Raw genomic sequence first — 19,001 nt, 5'->3', positions numbered from 1 at the left:
AGCCGAAAAGATTTCGGCGGAGTTCACCTACGGTGAGGGGCTGGTTTCGCGGTGTTCCTGACGCAACCCCCTTGGCCTCCACCACGACTTGGCGCTACCTTCCCCACACCAGTGGGAGCGATTCCATTCAGTCGACGCGTCCGCCCCGGACACGACCGAGCTGCAAGGAGTCGCTCATGCGACACCCCCCGCGTTCATTGCTTTTAGCTGTGACCGGCGCGGTCGTGCGCCCGGCGGGCGTGACGGTTCCGGTGGTCACGGCGTCGGCCGCCCCCGTCCGCACGGTGGAGCACTCCGCCCGCGACGCCGACGGCGGCACGACGGATCCCACCGATCCGCCGGTCGGCCCCACCGACCCGCCGGACGACGGCGAGGACGGTGTGCCGCCCGAACCGCACGTCTCCGGCAACGGGATCGCCGACGCCGACGGCCAGAGCCGGCGGCTGCTCGGAGTGAACCGCTCCGGCGGCGAGTCCCGTCGCGTCCAGGGCCACGGCATCCGGGACGGCCCGGTCGACGACGACGCCCTCCAGGCGATCGCCGACCGGGACGCCGGCACCGTCCGCGTCCCGCTCAACGAGGAGTGCCGGCCGGGCCTTTCCGACGTCGAGGCCGAGTACGGCGGCGCCCACCGCCTCGACGCGGTCAGGGACCTGGCCCGCGTCGAGGCGCACGGCATCAACCCCGCCCCGGTCGCGGCCGAAATGCCGCTGGTGGCCGGGGAGACCGGCGAGAACACCTGCGCGCACTCCTTCACCGACCAGGTCATGAAGTGGTTCGACGACCGGGACCTGCCCTGCCCGGGCCGGCCCTGGAACACCTGGGACCGCTCCTCGGGTCCCTCCCTGATCTCCGACTACGACGGCACACCCGCGTCGTACGGAGCCGGGCCGCGCGACCGACTGCGCGCCCTGAACGGATGACCCCGCACGGCACCACACGGACCCAACCGGGACAACACCCGACAGGAAGAAGGAAAACCGCACTCATGAGCCGTACCAGAACAGCGTTGTTCGCCGCCCTGGCGCTGGTCGCCGGGGGGACGGGCACCGCCCTCATGGCACCCACCGCAGGCGCCGCCACCGCGGCCGTTCCCTGCTCCGTCGACTACCAGATACAGAACGACTGGGGCTCCGGCTTCACCGCCAGCGTCACCGTCAAGAACAACAGCGCCGCCAAGACCAGTTGGTCGCTGAAGTGGTCCTACGCCGGCAGCCAGAAGGTCACCAGCGGCTGGAACGCCAAGGTCAGCCAGAGCGGCAGCACCGTCACCGCCGCCAACGAGAGCTACAACGGCACCCTGGCCACCGGCGGTTCGACCAGCTTCGGCTTCCAGGGCACCTACAGCGGCTCCAACGCCGTGCCCACCAGCTTCACCCTCGACGGCGCCACCTGCAACGTCGACGACGGCAGCGGCGGCGGGGACGACGGGGGCGGCGGGGACGACGGCGGCGGCACCACCGACCCGTCGGACCGCGTCGACAACCCGTACGCCGGCGCCAAGGTGTACGTGAACCCCGAGTGGTCCGCCCTCGCCGCCGCCGAACCGGGCGGCGACCGGGTCGCCGACGAGCCGACCGGCGTATGGCTGGACCGCATCGCCGCCATCGACGGCGTCAACGGAGGCATGGGCCTGCGCGACCACCTCGACGCGGCGCTGGAGCAGAAGGGCAGCGGTGAGGAGGTCGTCCAGCTGGTCGTCTACGACCTGCCCGGCCGCGACTGCTCGGCCCTCGCCTCCAACGGCGAGCTCGGCCCGGACGACATCGACAAGTACAAGTCGGACTTCATCGACCCGATCGCCGACATCCTCTCCGACGCCAAGTACGCCTCGCTGCGGATCGTCGCCACGATCGAGATCGACTCGCTGCCCAACCTCGTCACCAACACCGGGAGCAAGGCGACCGCCACGCCCCAGTGCGACACGATGAAGGCCAACGGCAACTACGTGAAGGGCGTCGGCTACGCCCTGGCCCAGCTCGGCGCGATCCCCAACGTCTACAACTACGTGGACGCAGGCCACCACGGCTGGCTCGGCTGGGACGACAACTTCGGTCCCACGGCGCAGCTGTTCGCGCAGGCGGCCACCAGTGAGGGCGCGAGCGTCGACGACGTGCAGGGCTTCATCACCAACACCGCCAACTACAGTGCGCTGAAGGAGGAGAACTTCACCATCGACGACACCGTCAACGGCACCTCCGTGCGCCAGTCCAAGTGGGTGGACTGGAACCGGTACGTCGACGAGCTGTCGTACGCCCAGGCCTTCCGCGAGGAGGCGATCTCGGCCGGCTTCAACTCCGACATCGGCATGCTGATCGACACCTCCCGCAACGGCTGGGGCGGTTCCCAGCGGCCCACCGGGCCGGGGGCCAAGACCAGTGTCGACACGTATGTCGAGGGCGGGCGCATCGACCGCCGCATCCACGTCGGCAACTGGTGCAACCAGTCCGGCGCCGGCCTGGGCGAGCGCCCGCAGGCGGCGCCCGAGGCCGGGATCGACGCCTATGTGTGGATGAAGCCCCCGGGTGAGTCCGACGGCGCGAGCCAGGCCGTCGACAACGACGAGGGCAAGGGCTTCGACCGGATGTGCGACCCGACGTACACGGGCAACGCACGCAACGGCAACAGCATGTCGGGCGCCCTTCCGGACGCCCCGCTGTCGGGCCACTGGTTCTCCGCCCAGTTCCAGGAACTGATGAAGAACGCCTCCCCGCCGCTGTCGTAGGCGGCCCGTAGCGGCCGGGCTCCGTTCCTCCGTCCTACCGGCCGGAGGAACGGAGCCCGGCTCCGCGACGGTTGTCAGCCGTTGACGTCGGCCGGGTCGGAGCCGATCCGCCGGTCCTCGTTGAGCGCGCTGATCGCGCCCAGGTCCTCGTCGTCCAGCGAGAAGTCGAAGACCTCGATGTTCTCCTTGATCCGCGACGGCGTCACGGACTTCGGGATCACGATGTTGCCCAGCTGCACATGCCAGCGCAGCACCACCTGCGCGGGCGTCCGCCCGTGCTTCCGCGCGATGGCCACCAGCGCCGGCACGTCCAGCAGCCCCTTGCCGGAGCCGAGGGGGGACCATGCCTCCGTCGCGATGCCCTGCTCCGCGTGGACCTCGCGCGCCGCCCGCTGCTGCAAATGCGGGTGCAGCTCGATCTGGTTGACCGCCGGGACGACCGAGGTCGCCTCCAGCAGCGTCGTCAGATGCTCGGGCAGGAAGTTGGAGACGCCGATCGCCTTGGCGCGGCCCTCCTCGTACAGCTTCTCGAACGCCTTGTAGGTGTCGACGAACAGACCCCGGTCCGGCATCGGCCAGTGGATCAGGTAGAGATCCACGTACTCCAGGCCGAGCTTCTTCAGGGAGGTGTCGAAAGCGCGCAGGGTGCTGTCGTAGCCCTGGTCGGCGTTCCACAGCTTGGTGGTGACGAAGAGCTCCTCGCGGGGGAGCCCGGCGGAGGCGATCGCCCGGCCGGTGCCCTCCTCGTTGCCGTAGATCGCGGCGGTGTCGATGCTGCGGTAGCCCGCCTGAAGGGCGGTGCCGACGGCACGCTCCGCCTCGTCGTCCGCCACCTGCCAGACGCCGAAGCCCAGCTGGGGCATCTCGACGCCGTTGTTGAGGATGATCGGGGGGACCTTGCTGCTCACGAGCTCTCTTATCCTTAGGTTGTCGATGGGTGCGGCGGGCGGGACGCCCGTCAGGACACACGAGGGTGCTCCTGCCCGTTCCTCCGCCCGCTTACCCCATCGTCAACGATCACGCTCCGTGATGCATTCCGGGAGGTCTGCTCCGTGCCGGGGCCGGGGGCAGGGACGGAAGGACAGGGGGAGGGGCAGCGGGGCGGGGACGGCGAGGCGAAAGGTTCCCTCACGCCTGGTACAGCGCCTCCACCACGGCCTCGTAGGCGTTCTCGATCGCCCGGCGCTTCAGCTTCAGCGAGGGCGTGAGCAGCCCGTGCTCCTCGGTGAACTGGTTCGCCAGGATGCGGAACGTACGGATCTGCTCCGCCCGGGAGACCTGCGTGTTGGCGGCGACCACCGCGCGCCGCACCTCGGTCTCCAGATCCGGGTCGCGCACCAGCCGGGCCGGCTCCAGCCGCGGCTTGCCGCGCATCTGCAACCAGTGCTCCACCGCCTCCTGGTCCAGGGTGACCAGCGCCGCCACGTACGGCCGGTCGTTGCCGACGACCAGGCACTGGGCGACCAGCGGATGGTCCCGCACCCGCTCCTCCAGCGGCCCGGGCGAGACGCTCTTGCCGCCGGAGGTGACCAGGATCTCCTTCTTGCGCCCGGTGATGGTGAGGTAGCCGTCCTCGTCGAGGGTGCCGAGGTCGCCGGTGGCCAGCCAGCCGTCGTGCAGCGCCTCGTCGGTGGCCTTCTCGTTGTTGAGGTAGCCCTGGAAGACGTTGTCGCCGCGCAGCCAGACCTCGCCGTCCTCCGCGATGTGCACGGACATGCCCGGGATGGCCTGGCCGACCGTGCCGTAGCGGGTGCGCTCGGGCGGATTGGCGGTCGCGGCCGCCGTCGACTCCGTCAGCCCGTAGCCCTCGTAGATCTGGACGCCCGCGCCCGCGAAGAACAGCCCGAGACGGCGGTCCATCGCCGAGCCGCCGGACATCGCGTGCCGGACCCTGCCGCCCATCGCGGCGCGGATCTTGGCGTAGACCAGCTTGTCGAAGACCTGGTGCTGCATCCGCAGCCCCGCCGTCGGCCCCGGCCCGATGCCCCAGGCCTTGGCCTCCACGGCGTCGGCGTATCTGACCGCCACCTCCACGGCCTTCTCGAACGGTCCCGCCCTGCCCTCCTTCTCGGCCTTGCGGCGGGCGGCGTTGAAGACCTTCTCGAAGATGTACGGCACCGCCAGGAAGAACGTCGGCCGGAACGCGGCCAGGTCGGGCAGCAGCGCGGAGGCGCTGAGCTGGGGCTGGTGGCCGAACGTGACCCGGCCGCGGATCGCGGCGACCTCCACCATCCGCCCGAAGACGTGCGCCAGCGGCAGGAACAGCAGGGTCGACGCCTGGTCGCCGCGGCGGGAGTGGAACACCGGCTCCCAGCGCTCGATCACCGTGTCCGCCTCGAACATCAGGTTGCCGTGGGTGAGGACGCAGCCCTTGGGGCGGCCGGTGGTGCCCGAGGTGTAGATGATCGTGGCCACCGTGTCGGGGGTGACCGCCTGCCGGTGCCGGTGGACCGTGTCGTCGTCGACATGCGCGCCCGCGTCGTACAGCTCCTGCACCGCTCCCCTGTCCAGCTGCCACAGCCGGTGCAGCCGGGGGAGGCGGTCGATGACCGTGGCGATCGTCATCGCGTGGTCCTCGTGCTCCACCATCGCGGCGCTGACCTGCGCGTCGTGCAGCATCCAGCAGACCTGCTCGGCGGAGGACGTCGGATAGACCGGGACGACCTCGGCGCCGATGGACCACAGCGCGAAGTCGAACAGGGTCCACTCGTAGCGGGTGGGGCACATGATGGCGACCCGGTCGCCGAAGCGGACGCCCTGCACGAGCAGGCCCTTGGCCAGCGCCAGCACCTCGTCACGGAACTCGGCGGCGGTGACGTCGCGCCAGCGGCCGTCGGGTCCCTTGCGGCCCAGGGCGATGCGCGACGGGTCCTCGTGGGCATACTCGAAGACGACGTCGGCCAGTCCGCCCACGGGCGGCTGCGACGTCGTCGGCGGAGGGTTGGTGAACTCGTGCAAACCCCGCTCCTCGTGCGCTCCCGGACAGGGCGTGAAAGCTACCCCACGGCGCGGCGGGGCGGGAGTGGGTTGAAATATGAGCGCCGTTCACGGAACGTGCTGGTCAGCGCGAGAAAGTGCGCTGACATGGGTCGGGGCGGGACGGAAACCTGACGTCGGGGTAAGTTCCGGGCCCGCAATCTCCACGGGATCTGCCCGGGGCATGCACCGAGTGCGAACGGTTACCGAGGAGTAGGGGTTGGTTTTCGGGTAGGGGCGGATGGGCGGTCGCTCGGTGGTTGCGCGTCGCCGTCCCTCGCCCGCCGCCGGGCGATCACCGCGCACACCATCAGCTGCATCTGGTGGAACAGCATCAGCGGCAACACCGCCAACGACGCCTGCGCCCCGAACAGCACACTCGCCATCGGCAGCCCCGACGCCAGCGACTTCTTCGACCCCGCGAACTGGATCGCGATCCGGTCCTCGCGCCCGAACCCCAGCGCCCGCGCCCCGTACCAGGTCAGCGCCAGCATCACCGCGAGCAGCACCGCCTCCACCCCAAGCAGCCCGGCCAGCCGGGCCAGGCTCACCTGGTGCCAGATCCCCCGCACCATGCCCTCGCTGAACGCCGAGTAGACGACCAGCAGGATCGAACCCCGGTCGACGAGCCCCAGCACCTTCTTGTGCCGGGCCACGAACCCCCCGATCCAGCGCCGCAGCACCTGCCCGGCCATGAACGGCACGAGAAGCTGAAGCACGATCTTGACCAGGGAGTCCACGGAGAACCCGCCCCCGCTGTCACCGAGCAGCCCCGCCGCGAGCAACGGCGTGACGACGATCCCGGCGAGCGAGGAGAAGGAGCCCGCGCAGATCGCGGCGGGCACGTTGCCGCGGGCGATGGAGGTGAACGCGATCGAGGACTGGATGGTGGACGGGACGAGCGTGAGGAAGAGCAGCCCGGTGTAGAGGGAGTGCGTCAGCAGCACCGGCACGAGCCCGCGCGCGGCCAGGCCGAGCAGCGGGAAGACGACGAAGGTGCAGATCAGGACGGTGACATGGAGCCGCCAGTGGCGCAGCCCGTCCATCGCCTCACGGGTGGAGAGCCGGGCCCCGTAGAGGAAGAAGAGGAAGGCGATCGCGGCCGTGGAGGCGCCGGAGACCGCGTCGGCGGCGGTGTCGCGCGCCGGGACGAGGGCCGCGAGCCCCACCGTCGCCAGCAGCAGGACGATGTACGGGTCGACGGGCATCCATCGCGGCCATCGCAGGCGTTTCACTGTGCTCCACCACGTCGTGTGCGATGCGGGCCCGGGTCCGCTCGCGGGGCCCGGGTGCGCTTCTTCCAGGTCTCCATGGTCCGACCCACCAGGGCTATCGGGAAACCCGTACGCCCCTCTTACTGTGTTCGTGTTCCGTGATGAACGGCTAGGGTGGCCGCCATGTACGAGCCCTCCCAGCTGCGTACCTTCCTCGCGGTGGCGCGGACGCTGAGCTTCACGCAGGCCGCGCGGCGGCTCGGGCTGCGCCAGTCGACGGTCAGCCAGCATGTGCGCCGGCTCGAGGACGCGACCGGCCGGGCGCTGTTCGCCCGGGACACCCACTCCGTGGAGCTGACGGAGGACGGCGAGGCGATGCTCGGCTTCGCGCGCCGGATCCTGGAGGTGCACGAGCAGGCGGCGGCACACTTCGGCGGTGCGCGACCGCGCGGGCGGCTGCGGTTCGGGGCGTCGGAGGACTTCGTCCTGACCCGGCTGCCGGAGATCCTGGAGGGGTTCCGGCGGGAGAACCCCGAGGTCGATCTGGAGCTGACGGTGGAGCTGTCGGGCACGCTGCACGAGCGGCTCGCGGCCGGGCAGCTCGATCTGGTGCTGGCCAAGCGGCGGGACGGGGACCCGCGGGGGCAGCTCGTCCGCCACGACGAGCTGGTGTGGATCGGGGCGGAGCGGTTCCGGCTGGATCCGGCGCGGCCGGTGCCGCTGATCGTCTATCCGCCGCCGGGGATCACCCGGGAGCTGGCGCTGCGGGCGCTGGAGCGGGCGGGGCGGGCCTGGCGGATCACGTGTACGAGCGCGAGCCTGAACGGGCTGGTGGCGGCGGCGCGGGCGGGGCTCGGCGTGATGGCGCACTCGCGGGGTCTGGTGCCGCCGGGGTTGGTGCGGGTGCCGGAGCGGGTAGGGCTGCCGGTGCTGGGGGAGGTGGACTTCGTGCTGGTGCACGCGGAGCGGGCGGGGGCGGCTCGGCCCGCGGCGGAGGCGCTGGCGGGAGCGGTGCTGGCGGGTGGGGCGCGGTTGCGACGGGCGGGGCAGTGACGGTTGCGGCGTGCGGAACGCTGAAGTAGGTGGCGGTTCGCCGCCGGCCGGGTCGGTGGTGCACGGAGGACATCACCGGCCCGGGCTGTTCTCGCCTCCGCCCGCCCGGTTGTGGCTTGTCGCGCGGTTCCCCGCGCCCCCTGAAAAGCAGGGGGCGCCCTCAGACCCGGGGTGTCGCTGCCCCCAGGGCGAGCCGGTGGTCGCCGGCGTACACGTTCATGGACGTGCCGCGGAGGAAACCGATCAGCGTGAGGCCCGTTTCCGCCGCCAGGTCGACCGCCAGGGAGGACGGGGCCGAGACCGCGGCCAGGACCGGGATGCCGGCCATGACCGCCTTCTGGGCCAGCTCGAAGGACGCCCGCCCCGAGACCATCAGGATCGTGCGGGACAACGGCAGCGCGTCGTTCTGGAGCGCGCGGCCCACCAGCTTGTCGACCGCGTTGTGCCGGCCCACGTCCTCCCGTATGTCCAGCAGCTCGCCGTCCTCCGAGAACAGCGCCGCCGCGTGCAGCCCGCCGGTGCGGTCGAAGACGCGCTGGGCGGCGCGGAGCCGGTCCGGCAGGCCGGCCAGCAGCTCCGGCTCCAGCCGCATCGGCGACGACCCGGCGGCCCCGGCGTCGTCGTCGATCGCCCAGCGGGCCGTCGTACGGACCGCGTCCAGGCTCGCCTTGCCGCAGAGCCCGCAGGACGACGTCGTGTACACGTTGCGTTCGAGGGTGATGTCGGGGATCACGACGTCCGGCGCGGTCTGGACGTCCACGACGTTGTACGTGTTCGAACCTTCCGCCGTAGCGCCCGCGCAGTACACGATGTTCCGCAGCTCGTCGCCCGCGCCCAGCACCCCCTCGCTCACCAGGAACCCGGCGGCGAGCGCGAAGTCGTCGCCGGGGGTGCGCATGGTGATCGCGAGCTGTCTGCCGTTGAGCCGGATCTCCAGTGGCTCCTCGGCGACGAGCGTGTCCGGCCGGGCGGAGACCGCCCCGTCGCGGATGCGGATGACCCTGCGTCGTTCCGTGACCCGTCCCATGTCCCGATCAGCCCCGGTTCCCTGCGTCGTACTGGCGGCCGAAGCGGCCCTTGGAACAGAGGTTGCCACGGGGCGCCGGATCAATCACCCCGCCCCCGTCCCGCACCGGCCGAGCGGGTCGCGCGCAGGGACGCCAGCAGCCGCAGCCGGTCCGCGGCGGGGCCCGGCTCGGCGGTGAAGACCAGCATCACCGGCCCGGGGCTGCCGGGCAGCGGATACGTGTCCCAGTCCAGGACCAGGTCCCCCACCTCGGGCGCCCGGAACGTCTTCGTGCCGCTGACCGACGCGCGCACGTCGTGCCGGGCCCACAGCCGCCGGAACTCGGCGCTGCGGATGCTCAGTTCGCCGACGATCGCGGTGGCGCGCGGATGCGTGGGGTCGGCGGCGACGGCGGTGCGGAGCATGCCGATGTAGTCCAGCGCCTGGCGCTCCCAGTCCTGGCAGCGCCGTCCGTGGTTCAGTTCGTCGTCGAACAGCAGCAGGAGCATGTTGAGCCGGTCGGGCGGGAGCCCGGACGGGTCGCCGAGCAGGGCCTCGGCCATCTCGTTCCAGTCGAGCAGGTCCAGGTGCCTGCCGAGGACGACGGCCGGGGTGTCCATGACGCGCAGCAGCCGGCGGGTGCGCTGCGGCACGCGTTCCGGGGCGCGGTCCGGCGGGGCGGGCGCGGGCCGGCGGGCGGCGCGGGCCAGGGTGAACAGATGCCGGCGTTCGGCGTCGTCGAGGCCGAGCGCGCCGGCCAGCGCGTCCAGGACGCCGTCGGACGGGCGTACCTCCCGGCCCTGTTCCATCCGCTGGTAGTAGTCGGTGCTCAGCCCGGCCAGCAGCGCCAGTTCCTCGCGCCGCAGCCCGGTCACCTTGCGCCGGCCGCCCGGCTCGAGACCGACGTCGCGCGGGGCGATCCGGCCGCGACGGGCGCGCAGGAAGTCGCCGAGTTCGCGGGCGTACGGGTGCGGGCTGCTCATACGGCAAGTGTGCCGCCCTCCTGAATGCGCAAGGTAGGTCCCGGGGACCTAGGGAAACGCGGACCATCGAGCCGGCCCGCACCGCTCCTAACGTGGCCGGGCCGGCGCGCCGTGGCGCGCCGCCGACCCGACACATCGACACGCCGACGCACCGATGCCACCAGGAGCAGCAGATGACCGGATGGACCGCCGACCGCATCCCCGACCAGCACGGCAGGGTCGCCGTCGTGAGCGGGGCCAACTCGGGCCTCGGGCTGGTCACCGCGACCGAGCTGGCGCGGCGGGGTGCCCGGGTGGTGCTCGCCGTCCGGAACACCGCTGCCGGGGAGGAGGCCGCGCGCCGGATGGGCGGGGACGTCGAGGTGCGGGAGCTGGATCTCGCCTCGCTCGCGTCGGTGCGGGCGTTCGCCACGAAGCTGGCGGCCGACCATCCGGTGATCGACCTGCTGGTCAACAATGCGGGGCTGGTGCTGCTGGGGCCGCGCCGTACGTCTGCCGACGGCTTCGAGCTGCACTTCGGTACGAATCTGCTGGGGCACTTCGCGTTGACCGGGTTGCTGCTCGGCAGTCTCTCGGCGGCGCCGGCCGCGCGGGTGGTGAGCCTCAGCTCCATCACGCACAAGAACGCGCACCTCGACTTCGACGACCTGATGTCGGAGCGGGACTACGACGCGGCCCGTGCGTACGGGCGGTCGAAGCTCGCGGCGACGGTGTTCGGGATGGAGCTCGACCGGCGGTTGCGGGGGGTGGGGTCCTCAGTGGCGAGCGTGCTCGCCCATCCGGGGCTCACTCGTACGAATCTGACGCCGCGGGCGTGGGAGCACCGGGGGAGGGTGGGGCGGATGATCGCGCGGGGTGGTCTGCTGGTCACACAGCCGGTCGAGCAGGGTGCGTTGCCGCAGTTGCGGGCGGCGACGGACCCCGAGGTACGGGGCGGTCAGTTCTTCGGGCCGGGCTCTTTCTTCGAGACACGGGGGCCGGTGGTCGAGGCCCGCCTCAACCGGGACGCGACCGACCCCGAGATCGCCCGGCGCCTGTGGGAGACGGCCGAGCGGCTGACGGGGGTTTCGGGGGGCGCGGGCGGGTGGGGGCTGGTCGCGCAGTTCCCCGCGCCCCTTCAGGGCGCGGCTGCTCGCGCTCCGCGCGGCGGAGCCGCGGATGGACACAGCCCCGCGCCCCTTCAGAGCGCGGCCACTCGCGCCCCGTGCGGTGGAGCCGCGGGTGGACACAGCTCCGGGCCTCTTCAGGGCGTGGCTGCTCGTGCCTCGTGCGGTGGAGCCGCGGATGGACACAGCCCTGGGCCCCTTCGAAGCCAGGGGGCGCCCCAGGTTTTTCAGGGGCGCGGGGAACTGCGCGACCAGCCACGACGCGGCCGCACCCGCCAACGAACCGAACCCACCGAGCGGGAACCCGGGGTCCAGGGGCGGAGCCCCCGGGCTCCTGTCGGCCGGAGAATGCGGTCGAGCCGCACCGCTGCGACCGCTCACCGCCCCACAGGAACCGTTCGTCGCGCGCACCGTACCGTTCACCGCATACGCGCAGACCGTTGCCTTCTCAACTACCCTCCGCGTCCCTACCGTTCTTGATCCATGAGCCCCCCTGTCGCACCCCCCGGCTGGAGCCGCTGGCTCGTTCCCCCGGCCGCCCTCGCCGTTCACCTCTCCATCGGCCAGGCCTACGCCTGGAGCGTGTTCAAGCCGCCGCTCGAATCCGCCCTGGACCTCTCCGGCACCCAGAGCGCCCTCCCCTTCCAGCTCGGCATCGTGATGCTCGGCCTGTCCGCCGCCTTCGGCGGCACGCTCGTCGAGCGCAACGGGCCCCGCTGGGCCATGACCGTCGCCCTGGTCTGCTTCTCCTCCGGCTTCCTGCTGTCCGCCCTCGGCGCCGCCACCGAGCAGTACTGGCTGATCGTCCTCGGCTACGGCTTCGTCGGCGGCATCGGCCTCGGCATCGGATACATCTCCCCGGTCTCCACCCTCATCAAGTGGTTCCCGGACCGCCCCGGCATGGCCACCGGCATCGCCATCATGGGCTTCGGCGGCGGCGCGCTGATCGCCTCGCCCTGGTCGGCGCAGATGCTGGAGTCCTTCGGCACCGACAGCGGGGGCATCGCCCTCGCGTTCCTCGTGCACGGACTGGCGTACGCCGTCTTCATGACCCTCGGTGTCCTTCTCGTCCGGGTGCCGCGCGAGCGCACCCCCGTCACCCCGGCGGCCGGGGAGGAGACGGCCGGAGCCGAGGCCCCGGCCGCAGCCCCCGTGCGCGTCTCCGCCCGCAGCGCCGTCCGCACCCCGCAGTTCTGGCTGCTGTGGGTGGTGCTGGTCACCAACGTGACCGCCGGCATCGGCATCCTGGAGAAGGCCGCGCCGATGATCACGGACTTCTTCGCGGGCTCGTCGACCCCCGTCTCCGTCTCCGCGGCGGCCGGCTTCGTCGCCCTGCTGTCCGCGGCCAACATGGCGGGCCGCATCGGCTGGTCCACCACCTCCGACCTGATCGGCCGGAAGAACATCTACCGCGTCTACCTCGGCGTCGGCGCCGTGATGTACGCACTGATCGCCCTGTTCGGCGACGACTCCAAGCCGCTGTTCGTGCTGTGCGCGCTGGTCGTCCTCTCCTTCTACGGCGGCGGCTTCTCGACCGCCCCCGCCTATCTGAAGGACCTCTTCGGCACCTACCAGGTCGGCGCCATCCACGGCCGGCTGCTCACCGCCTGGTCCCTGGCCGGCGTCCTCGGCCCGCTGATCGTCAACTGGATCGCCGACCACCAGGAGGACGCGGGCAAGCACGGCGCCGACCTCTACACCCTGTCCTTCCTCATCATGATCGGGCTGCTCGTCGTCGGCTTCGTCGCCAACGAACTCGTCCGCCCCGTCCACCCCCGTCACCACGTCCCCGTATCCGGCAAGGAGGCCGCCGATGACCGGCGAGAGCAGTCCGCCGCCTGACCGCCGCCCGCTGATCGCCCTCTCCTGGCTGTGGGTGGGCGCCCCGCTCGCCTACGGTCTGTACGAACTGGTGCGCAAGGCGACGCAACTGTTCACCGGGTGACTCCACCGGGTGAACGAACGCTTTGCGGCCCGGGTGCCGGGCACTGACGGAAGCCGACAATCCGCCTCCCGCTTTCCTGTCGTTTCACCTGCCGCCGTACCCGTGAGTCACTGATCAGACTGGTGGATCCGCCACCCACGCACCAGGGGGACCACCATGACGCACGGCTCACGCCTCACCGCCGTCGGCCATTACCAGCCCGCCGGGATCCTCACCAACGAGGACCTGGCGGGCATGGTCGACACCAGTGACGAGTGGATCCGCAGCCGGGTGGGCATCCGCACCCGGCACATCGCCGGGCCCGACGAGCCGGTCGACGAACTCGCCGCGCACGCCGCCGCCAAGGCCCTCGCCGCGGCCGGGCACGGCCCCGAGACCGTCGACCTCGTCGTCGTCGCCACCTCCACGGCGATCGACCGGTCCCCGAACACCGCCGCCCGCGTCGCCGCCCGCCTCGGCATCCCCTCGCCGGCCGCGATGGACGTCAACGTCGTCTGCGCCGGGTTCCCGCACGCGCTGGCCACCGCCGACCACGCCGTCCGCGCGGGCGCCGCCACCCGTGCGCTGGTCATCGGCGCCGACAAGATGTCCGAGGTCACGGACTGGACGGACCGTACGACCTGCGTCCTGGTCGGCGACGGGGCCGGCGCGGCCGTCGTCGAGGCCGACGTCGAAAGGCCCGCCGGGGCCGACGGAGCGGACGCGCGGCCCGGCATCGGGCCCGTGCTGTGGGGTTCCGTACCCGAGATGGGGCACGCCGTACGCATCGAGGGCACCCCGCCGCGCTTCGCCCAGGAGGGCCAGAGCGTCTACCGCTGGGCGACCACCCGTCTCCCGGCCATCGCCCGCCAGGTGTGCGAACGCTCCGGCATCGCGCCCGCGGACCTCGCCGGAGTCGTGCTGCACCAGGCCAACCTGCGCATCATCGAACCGCTCGCCGAGAAGATCGGCGCCGTCAACGCCGTCGTCGCCCGGGACGTCACCGAGTCCGGCAACACCTCCGCCGCCAGCATCCCGCTCGCCCTCTCCAAGCTCGTCGAGCGCGGCGAACTGACCACCGGCGACCCGGTGCTCCTCTTCGGTTTCGGCGGCAATCTGTCGTACGCGGGACAGGTGATCCGCTGCCCCTGAGCGTCACAAGGGGTGGGCCGGCCACCACTGGTTCCGGAAGGGAGCCGACGTTGTCGACGGAACTGCCGCGGGGCGCGATGCCGGCGCGGCCCGGGCCGCTGCGCGACCGGGTCCACGAGGCGCTGCTCGACCTCATCACCAGCCGCGCCCTGCCGCCCGGCCGGCACCTCGTCGAGAGCGAACTCGCCCGGCACCTCGGCGTCTCGCGGCAGCCGGTGCGCGAGGCGCTGCAACGGCTGAGCACCGAGGGCTGGGTGGACCTCAGACCCGCCCAGGGTGCCTTCGTGCACGAGCCGACGGAGGCCGAGGCCGGGCAACTCGGCACCGTACGCACGCTGCTGGAGGGCGAGGCCGCCCGGCTCGCCGCCACGGCCGCCGGCGCGGACGGCGCCGGCGCGCTGGAGGTGCTGTGCGCGGAGGGCGAACGGGCCCTGTCGGCCGGCGACGTGGACGGCGCGGTCGCCCTCGGTGCCCGCTTCCATGCCAAGGTCATCGAGCTCTCCGGCAACGCGGTCCTCGCCGAACTGGCCGCCCGGATCGACCGCCGGGTGCGCTGGTACCACGACCCCGCCGCCCGGCAGCGCGGCCCGCGGGCCTGGGCCGAACACCGGGCGATCACGGCCGCGATCGCGGACGGCGACGCCTCCCGCGCGTCCGCGCTGATGCGCGCCCACACCGAGGACATACGTCACTGAACCCTGCCGCGGCCCCGTTCGTGCCGGACTTTGTCCTGTGCGAGGAGAAAGAACGAGCAATCCGCGCACAGCTTCTTCCCAGGTTCGGCAGGCGCTGCTACGTTCCCTTACCGAGCAAGCCACCAACGCGGCCGAACACCGCCGCGCACAGGCCGAATTGGGGCGGGGAGGGGCTCGTGAGGCGCATGACGGCACGTCCGGGCAACGCACACCAGGCCCATCTGCTCCGGCTGTTGCGCGACGGCGGCCCCAACTCCCGGGCCCGCCTCGGCGACCAGGTCGATCTGTCACGGTCCAAGCTGGCCGTGGAGGTGGACCGGCTGCTGGAGACGGGCCTTGTCGTCGCCGACGGACTCGCCGCCTCGCGCGGCGGCCGCCGCTCCCACAACGTCCGCCTCAATCCGCGACTCCGCTTCCTCGGCGTCGACATCGGCGCGACCTCCGTCGACGTCGCCGTCACCAACGCCGAGCTGGAGATCCTCGGCCACCTCAACGAGCCCATGGACGTGCGCGAAGGCCCGGTCGCGGTCTTCGAGCAGGTCTTGTCCCTGGCGGCCAAGCTCAGGGCCGCCGGGTGGGCGGAGGGGTTCGACGGCGCCGGCATCGGCGTACCCGGACCGGTCCGCTTCCCCGAGGGCGTCCCGGTGGCGCCGCCGATCATGCCCGGCTGGGACGGCTTCCCCGTACGGGAGGCGCTCAGCCAGGAGCTCGGCTGCCCGGTCCTCGTCGACAACGACGTGAACCTCATGGCGCTGGGGGAGCAGCACGCGGGCGTCGCCCGCACCGTCGCCGACTTCCTCTGCGTCAAGATCGGCACCGGCATCGGCTGCGGCATCGTCGTCGGCGGCCACGTCCACCGCGGGACGACGGGCAGTGCGGGCGACATCGGGCACATCCAGGCCGTGCCCGACGGACGGCAGTGCGCCTGCGGCAACCGGGGCTGCCTGGAGGCCCACTTCAGCGGTGCCGCGCTCGCCCGCGACGCGGCGGAGGCCGCCCGGCAGGGCCTGTCGGCCGAGCTCGCGAGCCGACTGGAGGCGAACGGGGGCCTGAGCGCCGTCGACGTCGCCGCCGCGGCCGCCGCGGGCGACGCCACCTCGCTCGACCTCATCAGGGAGGGCGGCACCCGTACCGGCCAGGTCATCGCGGGCCTGGTCAGCTTCTTCAACCCGGGCCTGGTGGTGATCGGCGGCGGGGTCACCGGCCTCGGTCACACCCTGCTCGCCGCGATCCGCACCCAGGTCTACCGCCAGTCGCTGCCGCTGGCGACCGGCAACCTCCCCATCGTGCTGGGCGAGCTGGGCCCCACCGCCGGCGTCATCGGCGCGGCCCGGCTCATCAGCGACCACCTGTTCTCACCGGCGTAACCGGCCGCGCCCCCGCGCGAACCGGCCCCCACACGCCGCACCGGCCCCACACACCACGCCGCACCGGCCCACCCACCGCACCGCACCGCACCGGCTCCGCCCCAGCCCACCGCACCGGCTCCGTCCCACCGGACCGAGCAGCCCTGTCCTGACTCCGGCCGTCCGTACGCCCGCCGAGGGGACCTCACATGGCACCGGAACCACCCCTGCTCAGCATGTCCTCCGTCACCAAGACCTTCCCCGGCGTCCGCGCCCTGGACGGCGTCGACCTCGACGTCCGGGCCGGCGAGGTGCACTGCCTGCTCGGCCAGAACGGCGCCGGCAAGTCCACCCTCATCAAGGTGCTGGCCGGCGCCCACCAGCCCGACGCCGGCACCCTCCGCTGGCGCGGCGAGCCCGTCACCCTCCGCTCGCCCATGGCCGCCATGCGCCTCGGCATCGCCACGATCTACCAGGAACTCGACCTCGTGGATCATCTGTCGGTCGCCGAGAACGTCCACCTGGGCCATGAGCCGACCCGCGCGGGCTTCGTCGTACGGGGAAGGGCGGCGAGGTCGGCGACGGCGGCGCTGCTCGAACGGCTCGGGCACCCGGAGATCCGCCCCGGTCGCCCGGTAGGCGAACTCCCGGCGGCGCAGCGGCAGATCGTGTCCATGGCGCGGGCGCTCTCCCACGACGCACGCCTCATCGTGATGGACGAACCCTCCGCCGCCCTCGACCCCGACGAGGTCGACAACCTGTTCCGCATCGTCACCGACCTCACCGCCGCCGACGTCGCCGTCGTGTACATCTCGCACCGCCTGGAGGAGATCCGCCGCATCGGCGACCGGGTCACCGTCCTCAAGGACGGCCGCGCCGTCGCCGGCGGACTGCCCGCCCGGTCGACGCCCACCCGCGAGCTGGTGGCGCTGATGACCGGCCGGAACATCGAGTACGTCTTCCCGGACCGGCCGGACCGATCAGATGAGGGATCGGGGGTCGCCGCCACCCCCGTACTGAGCGTCCGCGGCCTCTCCCGGCACGGCGAGTTCGCCCCGCTCGACCTCGACGTCCGCCCCGGCGAGATCGTCGGCCTCGCCGGACTCGTCGGCTCCGGCCGCTCCGAGATCCTGGAGACGGTCTACGGCGCCCGCCGCCCGAGCACCGGCCACGTCCTCGTCGACGGCCGCCCGCTCAGGCCCGGCAGCGTGCGCGCCGCCGTCCGCGCCGGGCTCGGCCTCGCCCCCGAGGAGCGCAAGGCGCAGGCCCTGCTGATGCTGGAGTCCGTCACCCGCAACGTCTCCGTCTCCGCACTGCCCCGCTTCGCGCGCGGCGGCTGGCTCGACCGGCGCGCCGAACGCGAGGCCGCCCGGACCGCCACCCGGGAGCTGTCGCTGCGCCCCGACGACCCCGCCGTGCCCGTGCGCACCCTGTCCGGCGGCAATCAGCAGAAGGCGGTCCTCGCCCGCTGGCTGCTGCGCGGCTGCCGGGTCCTGCTGCTCGACGAACCCACGCGCGGTGTCGACGTCGGCGCCCGCGCCGAGCTCTACGCGGTGATCCGGCGGCTGGCCGACGCGGGTCTCGCCGTCCTGCTGGTCTCCAGCGAGATCCCCGAGGTGCTCGGCCTCGCCGACCGTGTCCTGGTGCTCCGCGAGGGCCGCGTCGTCCACGAGGCACCCGCCCGCGCGCTCGACGAGCACCGCGTACTCGATCTCGTCATGAACGCGCACCGGGACGCGCGCGAGAACCTGTCCAGCGACTCCTCCTGGGAAGGGAGCCCGGCCTCATGACACAGCACGTGTCCCCGCCCCGGGACGGCACCGGAAAGGCCGCCCCGCCGGCCGGGCGGCCCGCCCGGCGGGGCCTGCCGGTCCACGCGGACGTCCGCACCCTCACCCTGCTCGGCGTCCTCGCCGTCCTGGTCCTCATCGGCGGCCTCACCAGGCCGGACGAGTTCCTCGACACCCGCAACCTCCAACTCGTCCTCACCCAGGCCTCCGTGATCGGCGTCCTCAGCGTCGGCATGACGTTCGTGATCGCCTCCGGCGGCATCGACCTGTCCGTCGGCGCGATCGTCGCCCTGTCCTCGGTGTGGGCCACCACGGTCGCCACCCAGAGCTACGGCTTCGGCGGCATCCTCCTCACCGCGGTCCTGGTCGGCCTCGGCTGCGGGCTGGTCAACGGGGTGCTCATCGCGTACGGCGGCCTGGTCCCGTTCATCGCCACGCTCGCCATGCTGGCCTCCGCGCGCGGCCTCGCCCTCCAGATCACCGACGGCCGCACCCAGGTCGTCACCGTGCCGGGCGTCCTCGACCTCGGCGAGCGGGACGCGTATGTGCTCGGCGTGCCGCCGCTGGTGCTGGTGTTCGCGGCGGTCACGGTCGTCGGCTGGCTGGTGTTCAACCGGACCACCTTCGGCCGCCGCACGGTCGCCGTCGGCGGCAACCCGGAGGCCGCCCGGCTGGCCGGCATCGACGTCCGCCGCCAGCGGCTCTACCTCTATCTGCTCTCCGGGCTGTGCTGCGGCATCGCCGCCTTCCTGCTGATCGTCCTGGCCGGCTCGGGCCAGAACACCAACGGCAACCTCTACGAACTCGACGCCATCGCCGCCGTGATCATCGGCGGCACTCTGCTCAGCGGCGGCCGGGGGACCATCAGCGGCTCCGTCCTCGGCGTGCTGATCTTCACCACGATCACCGATCTCTTCGCCCTGAACAACTTGCAGAGCGACGTCCAGCAGATCGCCAAGGGCGCGATCATCGTCGCCGCCGTGCTGGTCCAGCGCCGTACCGCGAGCACGACCTGAGGAAAGGGTTCACAG

The 19,001-nt window shown here is 72.4% G+C and carries 16 protein-coding genes; 11 read left to right on the top strand and 5 right to left on the bottom strand.

Annotated features, from left to right (window positions below):
* Positions 1-209 precede the first annotated feature (209 nt).
* Both IO29_RS32205 and IO29_RS32200 read left to right on the top strand, forming a co-directional pair.
* Entirely contained in the window at positions 210-923 is a 714-nt protein-coding gene (locus IO29_RS32205; RefSeq protein ID WP_030378360.1) for a hypothetical protein, read from the top strand.
* Positions 924-988: 65 nt separating this feature from the next.
* The gene (locus IO29_RS32200; protein WP_037840744.1) at positions 989-2,725 is read left to right on the top strand and encodes a glycoside hydrolase family 6 protein; all 1,737 of its coding nucleotides are present in this window, start codon (positions 989-991) and stop codon (positions 2,723-2,725) included.
* A gap of 74 nt (positions 2,726-2,799) precedes the next feature.
* On the opposite strand, the gene IO29_RS32195 is transcribed toward IO29_RS32200, so the two are convergent.
* From IO29_RS32195 to IO29_RS32185, 3 genes are all read right to left on the bottom strand, one after another.
* Positions 2,800-3,633 carry an aldo/keto reductase gene (locus IO29_RS32195; RefSeq protein WP_030378362.1) on the bottom strand — a complete coding sequence of 278 codons (834 nt, stop codon included), beginning with the start codon at positions 3,631-3,633 and terminating at the stop codon, positions 2,800-2,802.
* Positions 3,634-3,853: 220 nt separating this feature from the next.
* The gene (locus IO29_RS32190; protein ID WP_030378363.1) at positions 3,854-5,683 is read right to left on the bottom strand and encodes an AMP-dependent synthetase/ligase; all 1,830 of its coding nucleotides are present in this window, start codon (positions 5,681-5,683) and stop codon (positions 3,854-3,856) included.
* Between the two features lie 221 nt (positions 5,684-5,904).
* Positions 5,905-6,936 carry a bile acid:sodium symporter family protein gene (locus IO29_RS32185; RefSeq protein WP_030378364.1) on the bottom strand — a complete coding sequence of 344 codons (1,032 nt, stop codon included), beginning with the start codon at positions 6,934-6,936 and terminating at the stop codon, positions 5,905-5,907.
* A gap of 162 nt (positions 6,937-7,098) precedes the next feature.
* Here IO29_RS32185 and IO29_RS32180 point away from each other — a divergent pair, with 162 nt between their 5' ends.
* Positions 7,099-7,968: a LysR substrate-binding domain-containing protein gene (locus tag IO29_RS32180; protein ID WP_030378365.1), complete on the top strand. Its 870-nt coding sequence runs from the start codon at positions 7,099-7,101 to the stop codon at positions 7,966-7,968.
* 160 nt (positions 7,969-8,128) lie between these two features.
* Here the strand turns inward: IO29_RS32180 and fdhD are convergent, their stop codons facing one another.
* A complete protein-coding gene (gene fdhD, locus IO29_RS32175; RefSeq protein WP_030378366.1) occupies positions 8,129-8,995 on the bottom strand; it encodes a formate dehydrogenase accessory sulfurtransferase FdhD in 867 nt (288 codons plus the stop codon).
* A gap of 80 nt (positions 8,996-9,075) precedes the next feature.
* Entirely contained in the window at positions 9,076-9,957 is an 882-nt protein-coding gene (locus IO29_RS32170) for a helix-turn-helix transcriptional regulator (protein ID WP_030378367.1), read from the bottom strand.
* A 173-nt stretch (positions 9,958-10,130) separates the two neighbouring features.
* Here IO29_RS32170 and IO29_RS40290 point away from each other — a divergent pair, with 173 nt between their 5' ends.
* The 8 genes from IO29_RS40290 to IO29_RS32135 all read left to right on the top strand — a co-directional run bounded on the left by IO29_RS40290 (position 10,131) and on the right by IO29_RS32135 (position 18,986).
* A complete protein-coding gene (locus tag IO29_RS40290) occupies positions 10,131-11,543 on the top strand; it encodes an oxidoreductase (protein ID WP_324608215.1) in 1,413 nt (470 codons plus the stop codon).
* Positions 11,544-11,546: 3 nt separating this feature from the next.
* A complete protein-coding gene (locus tag IO29_RS32160; protein ID WP_030378369.1) occupies positions 11,547-12,905 on the top strand; it encodes an OFA family MFS transporter in 1,359 nt (452 codons plus the stop codon).
* Entirely contained in the window at positions 12,877-13,008 is a 132-nt protein-coding gene (locus tag IO29_RS40135; RefSeq protein ID WP_267881966.1) for an MFS transporter small subunit, read from the top strand. The genes IO29_RS32160 and IO29_RS40135 overlap by 29 nt, the downstream gene beginning before the upstream one ends.
* Positions 13,009-13,164: 156 nt before the next feature.
* A complete protein-coding gene (locus IO29_RS32155; RefSeq protein WP_030378370.1) occupies positions 13,165-14,139 on the top strand; it encodes a beta-ketoacyl-ACP synthase III in 975 nt (324 codons plus the stop codon).
* A gap of 77 nt (positions 14,140-14,216) precedes the next feature.
* Entirely contained in the window at positions 14,217-14,834 is a 618-nt protein-coding gene (locus IO29_RS32150) for a GntR family transcriptional regulator (RefSeq protein WP_030378371.1), read from the top strand.
* 185 nt (positions 14,835-15,019) lie between these two features.
* Positions 15,020-16,201 (top strand): ROK family transcriptional regulator, encoded by a 1,182-nt coding sequence (locus IO29_RS32145; protein WP_030378372.1) that lies wholly within the window; start codon positions 15,020-15,022, stop codon positions 16,199-16,201.
* A 188-nt stretch (positions 16,202-16,389) separates the two neighbouring features.
* Entirely contained in the window at positions 16,390-17,970 is a 1,581-nt protein-coding gene (locus tag IO29_RS32140) for a sugar ABC transporter ATP-binding protein (RefSeq protein ID WP_051707249.1), read from the top strand.
* Positions 17,967-18,986: an ABC transporter permease gene (locus IO29_RS32135; RefSeq protein ID WP_030378374.1), complete on the top strand. Its 1,020-nt coding sequence runs from the start codon at positions 17,967-17,969 to the stop codon at positions 18,984-18,986. Before IO29_RS32140 ends, IO29_RS32135 begins: the two co-directional genes overlap by 4 nt.
* Positions 18,987-19,001: the final 15 nt, after the last annotated feature.

This window comes from Streptomyces sp. NRRL F-6676, assembly GCF_000725625.1.
Taxonomy (GTDB): Bacteria; Actinomycetota; Actinomycetes; order Streptomycetales; family Streptomycetaceae; genus Streptomyces.
This window is presented reverse-complemented; position numbering and strand designations above follow the sequence as displayed.